Annotated in this window: 18 protein-coding genes; 9 read left to right on the top strand and 9 right to left on the bottom strand. The window is 57.9% G+C overall.

Annotated elements, in window-relative coordinates:
- Positions 1-10: 10 nt before the first annotated feature.
- Positions 11-856, bottom strand: a complete 846-nt coding sequence (gene hisN / locus Poly21_RS16635) for a histidinol-phosphatase (RefSeq protein WP_146408034.1) — start codon at positions 854-856, stop codon at positions 11-13.
- Positions 857-977: 121 nt separating this feature from the next.
- Complete coding sequence (locus Poly21_RS16630) at positions 978-1,748, bottom strand: rhomboid family intramembrane serine protease (protein ID WP_146408033.1); 771 nt, start codon at positions 1,746-1,748, stop codon at positions 978-980.
- Positions 1,749-1,899: 151 nt separating this feature from the next.
- Between Poly21_RS16630 and Poly21_RS16625 the strand changes: the two genes are divergently transcribed.
- Complete coding sequence (locus tag Poly21_RS16625; RefSeq protein ID WP_146408032.1) at positions 1,900-2,385, top strand: hypothetical protein; 486 nt, start codon at positions 1,900-1,902, stop codon at positions 2,383-2,385.
- A gap of 10 nt (positions 2,386-2,395) precedes the next feature.
- Here the strand turns inward: Poly21_RS16625 and Poly21_RS16620 are convergent, their stop codons facing one another.
- Positions 2,396-2,818 carry a VanZ family protein gene (locus Poly21_RS16620; RefSeq protein ID WP_146408031.1) on the bottom strand — a complete coding sequence of 141 codons (423 nt, stop codon included), beginning with the start codon at positions 2,816-2,818 and terminating at the stop codon, positions 2,396-2,398.
- 98 nt (positions 2,819-2,916) lie between these two features.
- Between Poly21_RS16620 and Poly21_RS16615 the strand changes: the two genes are divergently transcribed.
- Together Poly21_RS16615 and tadA are read left to right on the top strand one after the other, a co-directional pair.
- Positions 2,917-3,705, top strand: a complete 789-nt coding sequence (locus Poly21_RS16615; protein ID WP_146408030.1) for a LamG domain-containing protein — start codon at positions 2,917-2,919, stop codon at positions 3,703-3,705.
- A gap of 29 nt (positions 3,706-3,734) precedes the next feature.
- Positions 3,735-4,217, top strand: coding sequence for a tRNA adenosine(34) deaminase TadA (gene tadA, locus Poly21_RS16610; protein ID WP_146408029.1), 483 nt, complete (start codon positions 3,735-3,737; stop codon positions 4,215-4,217).
- 109 nt (positions 4,218-4,326) lie between these two features.
- Here tadA and Poly21_RS16605 read toward each other — a convergent pair whose 3' ends face one another.
- Complete coding sequence (locus tag Poly21_RS16605; RefSeq protein WP_302119248.1) at positions 4,327-7,164, bottom strand: hypothetical protein; 2,838 nt, start codon at positions 7,162-7,164, stop codon at positions 4,327-4,329.
- 167 nt (positions 7,165-7,331) lie between these two features.
- On the opposite strand from Poly21_RS16605, the gene argH reads away from it, so the two are divergent.
- Positions 7,332-8,708, top strand: a complete 1,377-nt coding sequence (gene argH, locus Poly21_RS16600; protein WP_146408027.1) for an argininosuccinate lyase — start codon at positions 7,332-7,334, stop codon at positions 8,706-8,708.
- A 256-nt stretch (positions 8,709-8,964) separates the two neighbouring features.
- Here the strand turns inward: argH and fabF are convergent, their stop codons facing one another.
- From fabF to rpmF, 5 genes are all read right to left on the bottom strand, one after another.
- Positions 8,965-10,245 (bottom strand): beta-ketoacyl-ACP synthase II, encoded by a 1,281-nt coding sequence (gene fabF / locus Poly21_RS16595; RefSeq protein ID WP_146408026.1) that lies wholly within the window; start codon positions 10,243-10,245, stop codon positions 8,965-8,967.
- Between the two features lie 113 nt (positions 10,246-10,358).
- Complete coding sequence (locus Poly21_RS16590; protein WP_146391619.1) at positions 10,359-10,604, bottom strand: acyl carrier protein; 246 nt, start codon at positions 10,602-10,604, stop codon at positions 10,359-10,361.
- A gap of 315 nt (positions 10,605-10,919) precedes the next feature.
- Positions 10,920-11,678, bottom strand: coding sequence for a 3-oxoacyl-[acyl-carrier-protein] reductase (gene fabG, locus Poly21_RS16585; protein WP_146408025.1), 759 nt, complete (start codon positions 11,676-11,678; stop codon positions 10,920-10,922).
- A 56-nt stretch (positions 11,679-11,734) separates the two neighbouring features.
- A complete protein-coding gene (gene fabD, locus Poly21_RS16580; RefSeq protein ID WP_146408024.1) occupies positions 11,735-12,664 on the bottom strand; it encodes an ACP S-malonyltransferase in 930 nt (309 codons plus the stop codon).
- Position 12,665: 1 nt separating this feature from the next.
- Positions 12,666-12,848 carry a 50S ribosomal protein L32 gene (gene rpmF / locus Poly21_RS16575; protein ID WP_146408023.1) on the bottom strand — a complete coding sequence of 61 codons (183 nt, stop codon included), beginning with the start codon at positions 12,846-12,848 and terminating at the stop codon, positions 12,666-12,668.
- A gap of 358 nt (positions 12,849-13,206) precedes the next feature.
- On the opposite strand from rpmF, the gene rpsM reads away from it, so the two are divergent.
- The 5 genes from rpsM (at position 13,207) to Poly21_RS16550 (ending at position 16,751) form a co-directional block, all read left to right on the top strand.
- Positions 13,207-13,578, top strand: a complete 372-nt coding sequence (rpsM, locus tag Poly21_RS16570) for a 30S ribosomal protein S13 (RefSeq protein WP_146408762.1) — start codon at positions 13,207-13,209, stop codon at positions 13,576-13,578.
- Between the two features lie 59 nt (positions 13,579-13,637).
- Entirely contained in the window at positions 13,638-14,021 is a 384-nt protein-coding gene (gene rpsK, locus Poly21_RS16565; RefSeq protein WP_146391623.1) for a 30S ribosomal protein S11, read from the top strand.
- Positions 14,022-14,142: 121 nt separating this feature from the next.
- Entirely contained in the window at positions 14,143-15,138 is a 996-nt protein-coding gene (locus Poly21_RS16560; RefSeq protein ID WP_146408022.1) for a DNA-directed RNA polymerase subunit alpha, read from the top strand.
- 165 nt (positions 15,139-15,303) lie between these two features.
- Positions 15,304-15,927 carry a bL17 family ribosomal protein gene (locus tag Poly21_RS16555; RefSeq protein WP_146408021.1) on the top strand — a complete coding sequence of 208 codons (624 nt, stop codon included), beginning with the start codon at positions 15,304-15,306 and terminating at the stop codon, positions 15,925-15,927.
- 167 nt (positions 15,928-16,094) lie between these two features.
- Entirely contained in the window at positions 16,095-16,751 is a 657-nt protein-coding gene (locus tag Poly21_RS16550; RefSeq protein WP_146408020.1) for a PEP-CTERM sorting domain-containing protein, read from the top strand.
- Positions 16,752-16,870: the final 119 nt, after the last annotated feature.

Here is a 16,870-nt window from a genome sequence, read left to right as displayed (position 1 = left end):
TGGAAAAGGGCTACGTCAACAGTTCGAGCACTTGGTCATGGAGCTTGCCGTTGCTACCGACACCGTCGCCGCTCCGGACAGACTCTTGCCCGCTCCACGCGGAAAATCGCCCGCCTGCCTCGATAAGGATAGGCAGAATCGCAGCGACGTCCCAGGCATTGCAGATCGGATCGACCATGAGGTCGGCACGTCCGGTCGCTACCATCATGTAGCCATAACCGTCGCCCCAGGTACGACTGAGAAAACAGGCCTGTTCGAGTCGGCTGTACGCTGCCGCACTATCGCGTTTGGCAAATGATCCGACTTCGCTGGTGACGAACACAGCATCGGCGAGCTGATCACAATCAGACACCTGGGCCGGAGACCAAGTCGCGTGATCAGGCTTCGTCAAATCCGCACCCGCAAGATTGCCTGTATAAAAACACCCGTGGCCAATTGCCGCTACGGCGGCTTGGCCGAGCGCAGGAATCAAGATCATCCCGCCGAGCGGTTGCCCAGCATGCTCAAGGGCCAGCAACGTTGAATAGAGAGGCACGCCACAGATGAACGATTTCGTACCGTCGATGGGATCGACGGTCCAACGGTACTCGCTACTGCCAGATCGTTCAGCGAACTCCTCTCCTGCGATCGTATCCTGCGGAAACCTTTCCGCGAGAAGTTCGCGAGTGAGCGTTTCGGCCTCCCGATCTGCGATCGTGACTGGCGAATTGTCACCTTTACGATCGACAGCGAGCGAGCGGTTCTGGAAGTGCTCCAGGGTGCGATTGCCAGCGGCTAGGCCGACTTCGATCAACGCCGAAAGACGTTCGTCGTGGAGAGGCTGCCAATCGGCGAGTAAGGCTTGATGAGTTCGCATTGCAATTGTTCGAATGAGGTCGGAGTGGATAAATAACTACGCTCGCCAGAGCGTGGGTGAGTAACGGATGAGCTTGATTTGTCGAGCGATGGCCGGCCGGTGAGGGTGCCTATCTCACAAATTAGAAACGTCGCTCTTTGACAGGAGGACTCCCGATCGGGAGTCGACTCACAGCGAACGCCGCGAGGCCTCCCGCCACAAAGCCGCCCGCATGGGCCCACCACGCGACTCCCGAAACGGGTTCACCGACCAACGACCCGACACCGCTGTAGAGTTGCATCAGGAACCAAAATCCTAGGAAGATCGGTGCCGGCACCACGATGGTCGTAAAAATGATAATCAGCGGCAACAGCGTCAACACGCGCGCGTGCGGATACAGAAAGGCGTAGGCCCCCATCACGCCAGCAATCGCGCCGCTGGCACCGAGGGTTGGAATAGGACTGTGCGGCTGAGTAACGTAGTGCGACAAGCCAGCCAGAACTCCGGTGCCTAGATACAGCGCCGCAAAGCCGAAGTGCCCGAAGCGATCTTCGACGTTATCGCCAAAGATGTACAGGAACCACATATTGCCCAGAAAATGCATCCATCCACCGTGCAGGAACATACACGTGACCAACGTCATCCAAGGCGGCAGCGGCGAGGGGCCGATCGTCTGCTGAACGCGAACGATTTCGACACCGTGGGGGGTCTGCACCGCTCGCTCTTCATTGATGACTGGCACGGCGGTGGGGTCGCTCAGGCGCATTGGGACCATGGCAAACTTTGCGACAATCCCCTCGCTGTGATCAGAGGATGTTTCTTGAGCCATGAAAGCAAGGGCGCACAACGCGATTACTACGTAATTGACCCAGGGAATGGTGCGGCTGGGAATATCGTCGCGAAGGGGGATCATGCGTGATCGATCTAGGGTATGCAAACTTCGGAAACGGCGCGATAGCCAAGTCCACTGATCATCGCGACGGTGAATTGCTCTAATCTAACTGCTCACGCCTGACCGAACGATTCCCCCTGGCATTCCTCTCTCGACCTCCAGCCTCAGCCTCATGCCGACTCCTGACCCGTCGCCCCAGAATGATTGGGCAAGCCGACTCACTTCCGACCGCAGCGCCAGTGAAATCTCCGCCGATCTTCAAGAACTTGCTCTGCAAGAGAGCGTATCAGGAGTAACACGACGTTGTCTCGAATTGTTGGGCCATGACGATTCGGAAGTCCGTTTATGGGCCAGTGAGGCTCTGGAGTCGGTCGTGCAGCCGGAACCCGCCGAGGCCACCTCGCTAGTGGCTTGGCTCGACGAGCTGATCGATCGACAAGCGGTCGCTGCCCGGGAATCGACTGCGGATCTGGACGCCTCCGAATTGGCGGACCAAATGTATTGGACCGCCACCATGTTGGGACGGATTGGGGCCGCTGCCGCTGCGGCGGATCCCACGCTCGCTCGACTTGAGAAGCTCGGCGATGATCCCCAAGCCGCTGCCTACCATGCAGCAGCAGCGCGAGCCGGTCGAGCCCGCAAGTCCCTCACTGCGTAGCGGGTTGCCCTTAGCGAGTTACAGCCGAGCGTTTGCGATGCAGCACGTCCCGGTATTTTTGCCACAAAGCGCGCACACTAAAATAGAGGGCGACAGCTAAAATTGACCCGAAGGCGTCAGCGGCGAAATCTCGCACATCGGGGGTGCGACCGCGAACGAAAGCCTGCGTCATCTCATCGATGACGGCATACCCCAGGCACGTCAGGATGATCCAGCCGGCTCGGCCCCACACACGCTGGGAACTCGTGCAGTAGCAGAGGAGTGTGGCGAGGATGAAAAATGCCGTAAAATGCATCGACTTGTCACTGACCTGCGACATCCCGCTGGGCAGCGTTGGTAGGTGAGTGCCAGTAAAAATCGCACACCAATAAACCGCCAGGACTAAAATCCCTAAGCGGAACCCAAATAGTCGAATTCCTGAAACTGATCGCATCAACCATGCTCTGTTGAAGAATGTGACTCTCTACATTTGTTTCTATCGTTCATTTGCCGCACTGCTATCAACCCAATCCTCAGAACAGGCCCAATCCCGTGGTACGACGTTTTCGATCCATCGCCCTGCTGACTGCAATCGCGGCGTTTTCCCCCGTCTGTGAGAATGTAGCGGACTGCCAAGAAACGCTGCAGGAACCGGCCGAAACCGGCACTCAAATCTCCCCCAAGACCAACCGAATGCAGGATTCCACGCCGTTGCAAGGATCGTGGGAGAAAGCGGTCTTCGGCGGCGAAGGTGCGGTTCATTTCAGCAAGACCGGTAAGAACGACGAACTGATCGAGATGTTGTCCGGCGATCCCCTCACCGGAATCCGGTGGGCGGGTGAGTTTCCGACAGAGAATTATGAATTGCGGATGCAGGCGCGACGCGTCGAAGGGTTCGACTTTTTTGCGGCTGTGACCTTCCCTGTTGGCAAAGAGCACTGTTCGTTCGTGCTCGGCGGATGGGGTGGTGGATTGGTTGGGATCAGCAGCATCGACGGCAATGACGCGTCTACCAACCAAACAACCCGGTACAAGGAATTTGAAACCAATCAGTGGTACACCATCCGTATCCGCGTGGACGACAAAGCGGTCCGTTGTTGGATCGACGAGGACGAATACGCTAACGTCCCCCGAGGTGAAGATGAACTGACCGTTCGTCTCGAAATGGACCCCTGCCTGCCGATGGGGATCGCTAACTACATGACCCGCAGTGAAATCAAAAGCATTTCACTGCGACGCATCGGTGCGGCCGCCAAGGCACCCCGAAACAAAGCGAATACCAAGGAGTCACCCGCTCCATCGCCGGCTAAAAACGTCATCGACGCGGAGGCCCCGCAGTGAATGGAAATGCGGAGCAGCACTCACTAGGAATGGTTGATCAGGATCTCATCGACTTTGACATGCACTGGATGGGGCGCGCGATCGAACTCGCCCAAGCCGCGGCGATTGCGGACGAGGTCCCCGTCGGAGCCGTGATCGTCCGGGATGGCCGCATGATCGGCGGAGCAGCAAATCAACGTGAATCGTTGCATGATCCCACCGCTCATGCGGAAATGATTGCGATCACGCAGGCGGCCGCCGCCATCGAGGACTGGCGACTTGAGGAGGCCACCTTGTACGTCACGCTCGAGCCATGCTTGATGTGTGCCGGCGCGATCCTGCAGGCTCGTGTCCCGCGGGTGGTCTTTGGCGCCGCTGATGCCAAAGCTGGCGCGGTGACGAGTTTGTACCAAGTACTCGGCGACGCCAGATTGAATCATCAGTGCGACGTTACCTCCGGCGTGATGGCGGACCGCTGCGGCCGTATGCTCACGGAGTTCTTTGCGGCCAAACGGGCGCTGGGGAAAAAGTAGCCGGGGGAAAAGTAACTGGGGACCATCGTCCCAAGCGAGCGGCCGGACCACCCCAAGCTCGCCCCCCCCCTACTCGGCCCTCCCCTAGCTCGGCAGAGCCCAACGCCTACTATTTTGTTCGGCCCCGTTCTACCTCAATCACCAAGTCGGCGACGACCCGGTTGGGGTACTGCGTCAACGTTCCATCGGCACCACGAAACCAATTTAAAATCGGCGCTTCATAGGTCGCCGGCGGATACGCCGGCGGGTCGTCGTTACCCACACCCCATGCAGTGCTGCGCCATTGCGGCGCGGCGGAATCGGCCGAGTCAGCTTGGAAGTCTCCCCCCAACACGCATTGCACCTCACCACCGAGAATCAAACGTGCTTGCTCGAGGGCTTGTTCCGGTGCAACGCCCAGCTGCCCGCTAAGTGAACTCAGGAAATCGGCTTCGGCGGCACTGCTCGTCGCCGCCCGACGATATAGGAATTCATTGACCCAGCCAGCGATTTGGCTGTCGTGGATATCACCAATATGTGCCCGCACTTGGGCAGAATCACTGACTTCCATGGCGGCAAGTTGCGACACCGTGCTCGTCAACAGAGCGGGATCGAACGACAGAATACTGAACTCGCCTCCTGTATAGCGGTAAACCCCGCCGAGCAAGCGAGTCATGTTGGGTCCAACCGGTTGCCCCCGGCCGATGCCGAGCGGGAGTCGATCGAGCATGCCGGGCAGGGGCCATGCACCGAGATAGCCAGGCAAGCTCTGCAGCGCCTGGTAGCTGCCGAGGATGCCATTGAACGCCTCCGGTTGAGGTGGATTGGAGTCCTTGATCCCTGCGAACATGTGCGTCGGCGGCCCCAGCACATCGCTAACGACATGCGCCTGAACAGCGACAATGTCATCGGGTGCGAACCGAATTGATACGGGGGTGGGAGGCCCAAGTTGCTGGGCCCAAGTCCCGTAATTCTCTGGCTGCCAGGGGGCGACCTCCAGATGCAAGTTCAACCGTTCCCGGCGTGGCAGCTTAACATTTTCCGTCGCCCCGTCAGCAGCTTGGGAGCCAGCAACCCATTCGCGTTTCACCCCCAAGAAGATCGGATCGAGGCTGCGGAACTGCTGCGAATACGCGGCAGCGATCTCGTTGTACCATGCCGCCTCGGTCGACGTGACCGTCTCGATAGGGTTGTCCGGTATGGGCAGGAACGTGCCACGGGCACCCCGGGCGGAGTCAAGCACGCGATCTCCGAGAGCGAACACGCCACTCCCATCGGGTCGCTCGCCGAATCCAACGGGAAGAAATCCGGCGTCGACAAGCGGGTCGATTTCCCGGATGGGCTGCAGGCCCGGTGGTGTTTGATCTGCCGCCGCCAGCCGAGCCAGGTGCACCAACGCGATATCCGCTTCGGACTGCATCCGGCGCCGCAGCTCGATCAGGTACTGAGGCGTCAGCAGTCCCTGCAGCATGTCGGGCGAAAAGTACGCGAAAATCGTATCGTCGATGCTGAGCGGATGCAGTGTACGAGCGATGCGGAATGCCTCGGTCTTGCCAAGTGACTCGCCGGTCTGTCCGACTTCAAGAAAGCGTTCGGCGATCGCGAGACTGTTGGTGACACAGATAAATCCCTTACTTTCGACCATGTAGGAGCGAACACTGTTGTCGCTCGAACGCAGCAATGAGCCACGCCCGTTTTTCAGATGCACGTCTTGGAGCGTGATCGCATCGGCCCCGCTGGCTAATTTTTTTCGATCGCTGTTGATGCTCGATCGCAACAGATAGGCGTTCGTGGGCTGAAACAGCACCCCCATCGCAGCACCGTCTTGCAAAAACAGATCGCGGCCAATGATGGCTTGATCGGCAATGATGGTGGGACCGAGCATCCGCCCCATGATGGTTGTTTGCAGACCGAGCTGACGCGTCAGACGAGCGGCGCCATCATTGGCCAACCCACTCAATGTGATCATCCGCGAAATATCACCGCCATATTCATCAGTGAGATCTTGATACCAAAGATAGTTCTCGAATTTGCCGTAGCGGATGTAAAAACACTCCGGCGGTACCTGGTCGGCAATCGCTTCAATCTCAGGATCAACTGGATTGGGAGCGAGATCACTCGGCGGGGAGGTCGCTTGCCACTGGATCGGTGCTGGCAACGGTTCGGCGGCGACCTCTGTCGTGACGGGCAAATTGGGTGAGTCGAGGTCACGGCCGGCTGCCGCGGACGCGAAGACACGATTGGAGACGCTGGCGGCACCACTGATCCACTCCAGTGTCATCAGGAGCGAGTCCTGCTGAGTCTCACCACTGGTATTGCCATACCAGGCGGGCAAGGGCAAGCCTAGACGCCCCGAGAGCATACCCACTACATATGTTTGCACCCACGGTGGGGTGTCGAGGCGATCGACCTGTCGCTTGCTCTCATCAGTGAAGCTGGACCACCAGTCCGTCAAGAGTTGCTGTCGCCCGCGGGGATTCGCGGCAGGGCGAATCTCAAACGAGCCCGCTGCTCCCTCCCGATCGTCGACCTTGACCGTAAAGGGCTGCTCGCCCGCAAACAGGAACGAAATCCGCTGTGCAACCGTCTCGTTTTGAACCGCATCGCCGCCGGCGACTTCACGGATCAAGTTGCTGACCCGGCCGAGCAAACGCCCCTGCCCGACGCGCGGCATCGGGCGTTCGGAGGGCAGTTCCACGCCACGCACCTGCACATTCTCGCTGACAGCAAAAAAAACTCGGGCTGGCGGTCCGCTCAGTCGCAATGGCGGCGGCCCGTCACCGAACACAGGGTTCCGCAGCGGAATTTCGATTGTGGCGACGCCATACGGAACCCCGGAGGCCACCACGACCAATCCCTGCTCAGGCATCGGCGAGCCGGGCACAGGAGGCTGGGAAGCCGCTTGATTTTGCGACAAACCAAACCAGCAGAGCCAGGCTGCAACAGTCATCCAAAAACGGTTCGACATCGGGATTTGAGTAGGTGGAGTGAAGGAAATCAGAAATTTCCACTGCGGTGACCGGTTTTCAGCCAGCAGCGTTTGGGGCATCCTACTAAGAATGCCTGAAAGTTCGGGGACGGCCGCGTACGGCTCACACTCTCCCTATTTCGCCCACATCCGCTTGAAAGTCAACCGTGGCTAGCCCTTCCCGCAGCGGTGTTTTCGCCGCGCAAACCGATCAACGACTCGAAGCTTACGCCGAAAGCATTACTTTTGATTCGCGACTGTACCGGCAGGACATTCGCGGCTCGATCGCACATGCGGAGATGCTCCGCACGGTGGGATTGATCAGCGATACCGAATTCACCCAGATTCGCGACGAACTAGAAAACATTCGTGGCCGGCTCGATCGCAACGAACTTCCGCTGCGTTTCGAACTCGAAGACATCCACATGCACGTCGAGCAGGCGTTAATCGACGCCACCGGCGACGTCGGTCGCAAACTCCACACCGCCCGCAGTCGCAACGATCAGGTTAGCACCGATGTCCGAATGTGGATTCGCGAATCGCTCGATGCGGTCGATGCCTTGCTGCTGGACCTGCAGCGAGCCTTCCTGAGCCGCTGCGATGATGACTTCGATGTCATCCTGCCCGCATATACCCACCTGCAGCGTGCCCAGCCCGTGCTCGCGCCGCACTACTGGCTGGCCTATATGGAAAAATTCGAGCGAGATCGGGCTCGTTTGGCCGATTGCCGCCGCCGGGTTAACCAGTGCCCGCTCGGCATCGCTGCGGTTGCCGGCACCACGCTGCCGATTGACCGCCAACAAACCGCCGAAGCGTTGGAATTCGAAGGCATCACCGCCAACAGCCTCGACACCAGTAGCGACCGGGACTTCGTCCTGGAGTCGTCGTTCGTCCTGTCGATGATTGCCTCGCACCTGAGCGGGTGGGCGGAGGAATGGATCTTATGGAGCACCGTCGAGTTCGATTTCATTGCGATCGGCCAAGAGTTCTGCACCGGCAGCAGCATCATGCCACAAAAGGTGAACCCCGATACGCTCGAACTGACCCGCGGCAAGTCAGCTCGTGTGATGGGCAGCTTGCAAACGCTGATGCTGTTGGTGAAGAATCTACCGCTGGCCTACAACCGTGACTTGCAAGAGGACAAACCGCCACTATTCGACTCATTCGACACCACCCGTGCAATGCTGGAATTAGCCGTTCCCATCGTGGCGGGTGCGACGTTGAAACGAAAATCCATCGCCGCTCGGATTGAGAAGGGGTATCTCGACGCGACGACATTGATGGAATGGATGATTCGCAAAGGCATGCCTCAACGGACGGCCCACCACCTCGTCGGCGCAATCGTTGGCGAAGCGATGAAGCGTGGCGTAGCGTTGGCCGAACTACCGATCGAGACCCTCAAAGAACTCAGCAGCGAGATCGACGAGAGCGTCTACGAGGTGCTTGGGACTGAAAACGCTGTCGCGGCATTCTGCAGCGAAGGCTCGACTGCGCCGCACCGAGTCCGTGAGCAGATCGCCGCGTGGAAACATCGGTTGGGGTAGGCTCTAGCGGCGTATGTTGCAGCGGTACCGCTCCGTGACCGCAACGAAATGACATGCGATCAGCCCGAACGTCCGTCCGAGAGCGAGACGGCTCAGGCATTTGACGATCGCGAAGCGATCGTTGTTATGAACCGGGTCCCCGGACTTGAATCCGGGGATATGGCGTGCCGTGACTTCGTCACCACGAGAATGGGGCACCGCGCACGTCCATGCCGGTGCGGGCCACAGTTGATCAGGTCCGGTGATGCCTAAACGGCTACACCCGCCCCACAACAATGCATGCGTTATGGCCGCCGAAGCCGAAGCTATTGCTCATCGCGACATCGACCTGTCGGTCGCGGGCCTGCAGCGGCACATAGTCAAGATCGCAGGCCGGGTCAGGCGTTTCGAGATTGATCGTAGGAGCAATCTTATTCGTTTCGATCGTCTTGCATAAAATCACCGCTTCGATTCCGCCGCTGGCGCCGAGCGAGTGACCCAGAGCGCCCTTCGTGCTGCTGATTGCGACCTTGCTCGCGTGCTCGCCCAGAACGGACTTGATGGCGCGGGTTTCCGCCTTATCACCTAACGGCGTGCTGGTGCCGTGTGCATTGATGTAATCGATTTGATCCACGCTCCGCCCAGAATCGAGAATAGCGAGTCGCATGGCCTCGGCGGCACCGGAGCCTTCAGGATCAGGCGCGGTAATGTGACCGGCGTCGCTCGTCGTTCCATAGCCGAGCACCTCCGCATAGATCTTTGCTCCGCGTGCTTTGGCTTGTTCGTATTCTTCGAAGATCAACAGCCCCGCGCCTTCGGCGAGCACGAAACCATCGCGATCGGCATCAAACGGGCGGCTCGCTCGCTCTGGCTCGTCATTGCGAGTCGAGAGGGCCTTCATGTTCTGAAACGCGGCTAAGCCCATCCGGGTGATCGCGGCCTCACAGCCTCCGGTGATCATGAGATCCGTTTCGCCGCTGCGGATACTGCGGACAGCATCACCCATCGCGTTCGTTGCACTCGCACAGGCAGTGGCAACCGCGTAGTTCGGGCCCTTCAGACCGTACCGGATCGAGATGTTGCCGCCGGCGGCATTGAGCATCATCTTTGGTACCGTGAACGGACTCACCCGATCAGGCCCCTTGCTGAGCATCCGCTCGATCTGGTCCTCAATCTCATTGAGACCACCGATGCCGGAGCCCAGAATGACTCCACAGCGCGTCGGATCCAATGCGGAGAAGTCAACACCGCTATCAGCAACGGCTTGTGCACCCGCGTGGACGGCAAACTGAGTGAAACGATCGAGGCGTTTTACTTCCTTCGCGGCGACATGCTCGGTCGCGTCAAAATCAGGAATATCGCCGCCAAAATGGACCTTGTAACGGCTCGTGTCCATGATCGAGAGTGCGTGGATTCCACTCTCGCCAGCGGTCAGCCGCTGCCAGAAGGAATCCACGTCCTGGGCCAGCGAAGTGACCACGCCCACTCCGGTAATCACGACGCGGCGTGGACTTCCATTATTGGGAACAAATCGAAAAGGTTCCGTTGAAACCGTCATGTGAGAGCCGCAGTGTCGATCGCTAATATGTCAATCAACCACCCAAAGTGACCAGAACGCCACGGGTGGTTGATGATTGGTAAAAAATAAAAGGACTGTGAACGGTGAACGCCTCAGGCGTCTTCGCCCTTTTCCTTCTCGATGAAATCGACCGCTTCGCCGACCTTTTGGATCTTCTCAGCGGAATCGTCGGGGATGCTAATGTCGAACTCCTCTTCGAGCTCCATCACCAATTCGACAGTGTCGAGTGAATCGGCACCAAGATCGTTGACGAACGATGTTTCGCGTGTGATTTTATCTTTGTCAACACCGAGCTGTTCGGACACAATGTCGATAACGCGTTCTTCAATAGACGCCACGGGCGTAACTCCAAAAATGGGTGGGGATGGGGGAAAGGTGATTGGAAACGCCAGAATGAAAATGGCTTGATCGTCTGCCGCTGAAGCGGGATTACCCAGTCCTGGATAGCCCGCTTTACGAGCACCACCGAGACTTTTTTCTCGCGGGGCCGTGAAGATAGGGGAAACGGCTAAAACCCGTCAATATCCCGTTGTTTTTTTGCTTTTGATTTGCGAGTCCTACTCGCAAGTCGGGTTCGAGAGCGAGTCGCTCGCTAACGGGCCGAACCAGCCGTAGGGCCGATTCTCACCCGAACGCTAAGCAGCCGCGGAAAGCTAGCCCACCATCCCGCCATCGACAACGATGGTCTGGCCGGAAATATAACTGGCGTCTTTACTGGCGAGGAACAACACTGCGGCGGCAACGTCTTCAGGCGTCCCGACCCGTTTAGCAGGAATTCGTTTCTTCACCTCTTCCAACACCACCTCGCCAAGTTCCGCAGTCATTTCACTGGCAATGAAGCCCGGCGCGACAGCATTGACGGTCACGCCCCGAGCGATCAGTTCTTTGCTCATGGTGCGAGTCATGCCGATCATCCCGGCCTTACTGGCCGAATAGTTGGCTTGACCAGGATTTCCAATCAGCCCCGAAATACTGGCCATGTTGATGATCCGCCCGTATTTTTTCCGCCGCATCACTCCCGCTGCGGCTCGGCAGCAGACAAAACAACTTGTCAGGTTCGTCGCGATCACGGAGTCCCACTCTTCGTCAGACATGCCACGCATCAGCTTGTCGCGAGTGATCCCGGCATTGTTGACGAGAATATCGAGGCGACCGTGATTTTTATTGGTCTGCTCAATGGCATCCGCGGCCGCGGCACGATCCGTCACATCGCAGGCCAGGGCTTCGCCCTTGCCGCCCGCCGCTTCAATTTCGGCCACCGTCTCGGCCAGCTTTTCAGCGTTACGGGCAACACAAACCACGTGAGCCCCGTTCTGCGCCAAGGCAACTGCAACAGCGCGGCCCAAGCCCTGGCTAGCACCGGTAACGATCGCGACTTGGTCTTTGAGGTCGACCGATAGAGATAGATTCATAGAAACAAGAAGGGTTCAGGATGAAAGAGGATTCAGAGTTCCGTCAGCGTGACGTCTCAGGGCTGATCGCCAAAACCATCGGTCGGCGTTTTGCGGGCGATGCGTTTAATCGTGCCACGCAGGACACGTCCGGTGCCCACTTCGAGAAAACCGTCGATACCGTCGCCGAGCATGCGAGAAATCGATGCCTCCCACAACACTGGATTAACGACCTGCTTGGCCAGCAATTCGCGAATCTCCGCAGGATCGCTGTGCGGTGCCGCGTCGACGTTGCTGTAGACAGGAATGCGGGTGGAGCGGATCTCAACATCAGCCAAGGCAGCCGTGAGTTTGGCGACCGCGTCTTGCATCAGGGGCGTGTGGAAAGCGCCCGCCACACTGAGCGGGACCACTTTCATGGCGCCCGCTGCCAGGGCCAAGGGCTCCAGGCGACCGAGTGCTGCGAGATGACCGGAAACAGCGATATTGCCAGGGCACAGCAAGTTTGCCGGCTGCAGGACTTCGCCGTCTTGCCGGCACTCCTCACAAACCTCACTGAGATTATCCAGACTCAGCCCGAGCACACTGGACATGCCAGACTCGGCGGCGTCGGCGCAGGCCTGCATTGCCTCGCCACGCTGTTGGACCAATCGCAGGCCGTCCTCAAAACTCAACCCACCAGCAAAGCAGACAGCGGTGTATTCGCCAAGGCTGAGCCCCGCAGTCGCTTTAATTCTGCTCGCGGTATCTGGGTGCAACTCAGAAAACACTTCCGCAGCCGCGATGCCGGCAACAAATAGTGCCGGCTGGCTATGGACGGTCTCATTGAGTTTCTCCGCCGGACCATCGCTACAGAGCTGTTTGAGATCGTAGCCGAGGACATCACCCGCTCGCGCGAACAGCTCGTTGGCAAGCGGATAATTTTCACACAGCCAAGCACCCATGCCGGGTGCTTGTGCTCCTTGGCCGGGGAACAGAATCCCGGGGCTGGAAACGTCGAGAGACAATTCAGGACTCTTCGTGCTGGACGACCGTACGACCTTGATAGTAACCGCACTTGGGGCAGATATGATGGGTCGGAACGGCAGAACTGCACTGCGGGCAGTATCCGACCGATCGCTTCTTCAATGCGTCGTGGCTACGGCGTTTGCCGGTACGGCTGTTGGAGTGTTTTCGTTTGGGGACGGCCATGGGAGGGGTCCGAGGGGGAGATGGTTGGAAAAAATTTGGCAGCGGGTGAATCGCGCAAGCCGCGAAGGATAAACATACGCCGCGGGTTTCGTCAACATCCGGCAGCGTATTTGCAGGTGTCAGAAAAAAAATCTATTTCCTGGCAATCCTTCCACTTGAGCAAAACGGCAATCGGCTGCTATAGTTCGCGATTCGCAATGGCGGGCGAGGCGTTGAAATGCGCCGCCCCGTTTGCGTGCAAGTTATGCGGATCGGCTCCGCGATGCCCTCTCGGGTATCCAAATGTGCGTCATCCGCACGAAAAAAATCAAATTAATAACACGCAGTTGCTTCCGGAGTTTTTGCCATGCCCCGCTTGATGGGCGTTGACATCCCCAACGACAAACAGATCCAGTATTCCCTGACATACCTTTATGGGCTCGGCTTGTTCCGTGCTCGTGAGGTCTGCCAAAAGCTCGGTATCGATCCAGTCACTCCGGCGAGTGAAATCAGCGACGAAGAAGTCGGTCAGATCGCAGCATTGCTCGAGCGAGACTACTTGGTCGAAGGACCACTTCGTCGCCAAGTCACCCAAAACATCAGCCGGCTGCGTGAGGTGAAATCCTATCGCGGCATCCGGCACCGTGTGGGACTGCCGGTTCGCGGCCAACGCACAAAAACCAACGCTCGCACCCGCAAAGGCCCTCGCAAGACGGTCGCTGGTAAGAAGGGCGTCAAGGACTTGCGATAGTTTCGCTCGCAATCTCCTCTCCCATTCCACTTTCACTTATGTTTGTTTGAGACCCACCGGTGGCAAAGACCAACAAGAAAAAACGTGTCCGCCGCAACGTCAGCAATGGCGTTGCTCACATTCACGCGACGTTCAACAACACGACGGTTACCATTACCGACACCAAAGGCGACACGCTGTGCTGGGCCAGCGCGGGAACGAGTGGCTTCAAGGGCAGTCGCAAGAGCACCCCTTTTGCTGGGCAATGTGCTGCCCAACAAGCCGCTGAGAAAGCGACCAAGTTCGGGATGCGAGACGTCGAAGTTCGCGTCAAAGGTCCTGGATCGGGACGCGAGAGTGCGATCACTTCGCTGCAAGCGGCTGGATTGAACGTCAAGTTGATCGAAGAAGTGACGCCGATCCCTCACAACGGATGCCGTCCTCGCAAGAAACGACGCGTCTAAATCATCGAGTGATGCGGTCGTCCCGTTCAGTCTCTCAACCCGCACAGTAGCCTTGGCCCCTCTTTGATGAGCGGCCGGGCTCCTCATTTCGCAACCTCAATACGCCGAAAGCACCTCTCAGATGTCGATGCATATCCGATGGCGTGGCATGGAATTGCCCAGTACGCTCGAAGTCGATCGAAACACACTGACTCAGACCTATGGCAAATTCTCTGCCGAACCATTCGAACGAGGATTCGGTGCGAGTATTGGCAACAGCATGCGACGCGTGCTGTTGAGCAGCCTCGTCGGCAGTGCCGTCACGCAGATCAAAATCCGCGGTGCACAGCACGAGTTCACCTCGATCCCAGGTGTGCTCGAAGACGTTACTGACATTGTTCTGAATGTGAAATCGCTGGTCGTTCGCAACAACAGTGACGCTACCCGCGTGATTACCGTCGAAAGCAACTCGGCGGGCGTAATCACCGGCGGCGACATTGAAACCGATGCCGACGTCGAGGTGATCAACAAAGACCACGTGATCGCAACGCTGACCGACGACAAGCCGTTCATGATGGAAATGGTTGTCGAAAGCGGCCGCGGCTACGTCCCCAGCACCGAACACAGCAGTGTCGACCACGAAATCGGCATCATTCCGATCGACGCGGTCTTCAGCCCCATCACGCGAGTTCGGTACGAAGTCGAAGCAACCCGCGTCGGCCAGAAAACGAACTACGACCGACTCAACTTGGAAATCTGGACCGACGGCACGATCAATCCAGAAATGGCATTGACCGAAGCCGCCAAGATTTTCCGCAAGCACCTCAACCCGTTTGTCCAGTACCGTGAGCTCGGCCCCAGCATTTTCTCCGCTGCACGCGGTGGTGCAGGATCTCCCGAAGCACAGCTTGAAGCCAAGCTGAACATGACGCTGGCCGATCTGCGACTGTCGGTGCGAGCCAACAATTGCCTGGAGAGCGAAAACATCATGACCGTTCGCGATCTGGTGCAACGCAACGAAGACGGACTGCTAGAAGTTCGAAATTTCGGTGACACCACACTCAACGAAGTTCGTGAGAAACTTTCGCAGTATGGTCTGCACCTGGGCATGCGAGTGCCGAACCAACCGCTTTTTTAACTAACAGTCAAAAGTGAGTAGGCAAGCCTCACCGAGACTTGCGATCGAGCCTCCACGAGACTCATCTACTCATTCGATGAAACTCAACCAATGGATGCGTTCGCTCGGGCGAGCGGACTCCCTTCACTGATCCAGTTCACACATTTAGCTCAATAGACCTCCGTTATGCGTCATCGTCGCAAAGGCCGTGTTCTCGGTCGCTCCCCATCGCACCGTAAAGCGATGTTCAAGAATCTCACCGCCGCCTTGTTTTTGACTGAGCGTGACGCCAGCCTCGACGACAATGCCCCCAAGGTGAAGGGTCGGATCATCACAACTCTGCAAAAGGCGAAAGAAGTTCGCCCGAACGTCGAGAAGTGCATCACGTTGGCCAAGAAAGCTCTCGTCGCCAAAGAGAACGCAGAACAGTTCGCGACCACAGCAGAACGCGGCAGCGACGAGTACAAAAAGTGGCGTAAAAGCGACCAATGGCAGCAATGGGCCAATGCCCGTGCTCCCTACGTCAATGCTCAACGCCGTGTCCTCCAACTGGTCGGTGATCGCGAAGCCGTTGCGATTCTGTTTGACACCATTGCCGAACGGTACGTTGATCGCCCCGGTGGCTATACTCGGATCATGCGTCTGGCGACACCACGACTTGGTGACGGCGGCACCCGTGCCGTATTCGAATTGGTGGGCGGTTCCAACGACAAGGTCAAGCGCAGCTCCTCCAAGCCAGCTTTCGAAGCGACACCTGAGGACGAGGCTCCCGCCGAAAACGCAGCTACCGAAGAAGCGGCTGCAAACTGAGGCTACTTCGAGCTGGCGATATCGCCAAAATCTCAAATACAGCAAACGCCCTGATTCGTCAGGGCGTTTTTTTTGCTTGTTACTCGCCTTCCGGAGGCTAGTATATGTTTCGCGGTAGAGCCTCTATTTAACGGCGCAGAGTCGTCGGCAAGAAATTCAGAAAACGTATGCGAACGATTCAACTGGTAGTGATTTGCGTCACCGCATGGGCGGCCACAGCGGGACAAGGCCAAGCTGAGCTGATCACAACGTTATTCTCCAGTAACACCGGAGGCTTCAATGGCGGGAATGTGTATTTTGATCTCAATATCCTTAGCCCCACTGGGATAAGAATCGAGAGAATTGCCACCAATACCAGCGAAACGTTCACTGCTGGCCGCATGAACATCTACACCCGGCCAGGGACCTACGTGGGATCCACAGGCAGCACTGCGGGATGGACACTCGCCAGCTCCGGTTTCGGTAACTCCGCAGGTCTGTACCAGCCCTCAATGTTTGATGTCACTGATTTTATACTTGGACCTGGCGTGACAGGTATCGCCATCGAATCGCAGTCGGGCGTGTGGGGACATGCTTACACAATCGGTACGGGCACTAACCAGTTTTACAGCAACGGCGATCTGTCAATATCCCTGGGAGCCGCCACGCAAACGCCGTTCACCGGAACTCTGTTTGCTCCTAGGGTTTGGAATGGAACTCTTCAATACAGCGAAGTGTCCGCTGTTCCCGAGCCTTCGTCGCTGGCCGTCCTGGGCGTCGGCCTATCGATAGCGGGTTTGGCGACAACTCGACACCGCTGGCGAGCACGGAAGCAAGTACCCTGAAGATCTCGCCGCTATGAACATCGCCACGCCAGCATCCAGGTGGCAAATCGTGCGATAGCTTGGCATCCGTTTGGTAGACTCAGTGTCCTACATGCCTGGGCGGTCGATGCTCTGGCGCA

It is taken from the genome of Allorhodopirellula heiligendammensis (assembly GCF_007860105.1).
GTDB classification, from domain to species: domain Bacteria; phylum Planctomycetota; class Planctomycetia; order Pirellulales; family Pirellulaceae; genus Rhodopirellula; species Rhodopirellula heiligendammensis.
Note: the sequence above shows the minus strand (reverse complement) of the source record. Positions and strands in the feature narration are given on the sequence as shown.

What these genes read in the sequence shown, in the direction of transcription:
- fabF (WP_146408026.1), bottom strand. Translation starts at nt 10,245, where the DNA reads ATGACGGTTTCAACGGAACCTTTTCGATTTGTTCCCAATAATGGAAGT.
- rpsM (WP_146408762.1), top strand. Translation starts at nt 13,207, where the DNA reads ATGGGCGTTGACATCCCCAACGACAAACAGATCCAGTATTCCCTGACA.
- rpmF (WP_146408023.1), bottom strand. Translation starts at nt 12,848, where the DNA reads ATGGCCGTCCCCAAACGAAAACACTCCAACAGCCGTACCGGCAAACGC.
- Poly21_RS16550 (WP_146408020.1), top strand. Translation starts at nt 16,095, where the DNA reads ATGCGAACGATTCAACTGGTAGTGATTTGCGTCACCGCATGGGCGGCC.
- fabG (WP_146408025.1), bottom strand. Translation starts at nt 11,678, where the DNA reads ATGAATCTATCTCTATCGGTCGACCTCAAAGACCAAGTCGCGATCGTT.
- Poly21_RS16560 (WP_146408022.1), top strand. Translation starts at nt 14,143, where the DNA reads ATGTCGATGCATATCCGATGGCGTGGCATGGAATTGCCCAGTACGCTC.
- Poly21_RS16605 (WP_302119248.1), bottom strand. Translation starts at nt 7,164, where the DNA reads ATGTCGAACCGTTTTTGGATGACTGTTGCAGCCTGGCTCTGCTGGTTT.
- hisN (WP_146408034.1), bottom strand. Translation starts at nt 856, where the DNA reads ATGCGAACTCATCAAGCCTTACTCGCCGATTGGCAGCCTCTCCACGAC.
- Poly21_RS16625 (WP_146408032.1), top strand. Translation starts at nt 1,900, where the DNA reads ATGCCGACTCCTGACCCGTCGCCCCAGAATGATTGGGCAAGCCGACTC.
- Poly21_RS16630 (WP_146408033.1), bottom strand. Translation starts at nt 1,748, where the DNA reads ATGATCCCCCTTCGCGACGATATTCCCAGCCGCACCATTCCCTGGGTC.
- tadA (WP_146408029.1), top strand. Translation starts at nt 3,735, where the DNA reads ATGGTTGATCAGGATCTCATCGACTTTGACATGCACTGGATGGGGCGC.
- Poly21_RS16555 (WP_146408021.1), top strand. Translation starts at nt 15,304, where the DNA reads ATGCGTCATCGTCGCAAAGGCCGTGTTCTCGGTCGCTCCCCATCGCAC.
- Poly21_RS16620 (WP_146408031.1), bottom strand. Translation starts at nt 2,818, where the DNA reads ATGCGATCAGTTTCAGGAATTCGACTATTTGGGTTCCGCTTAGGGATT.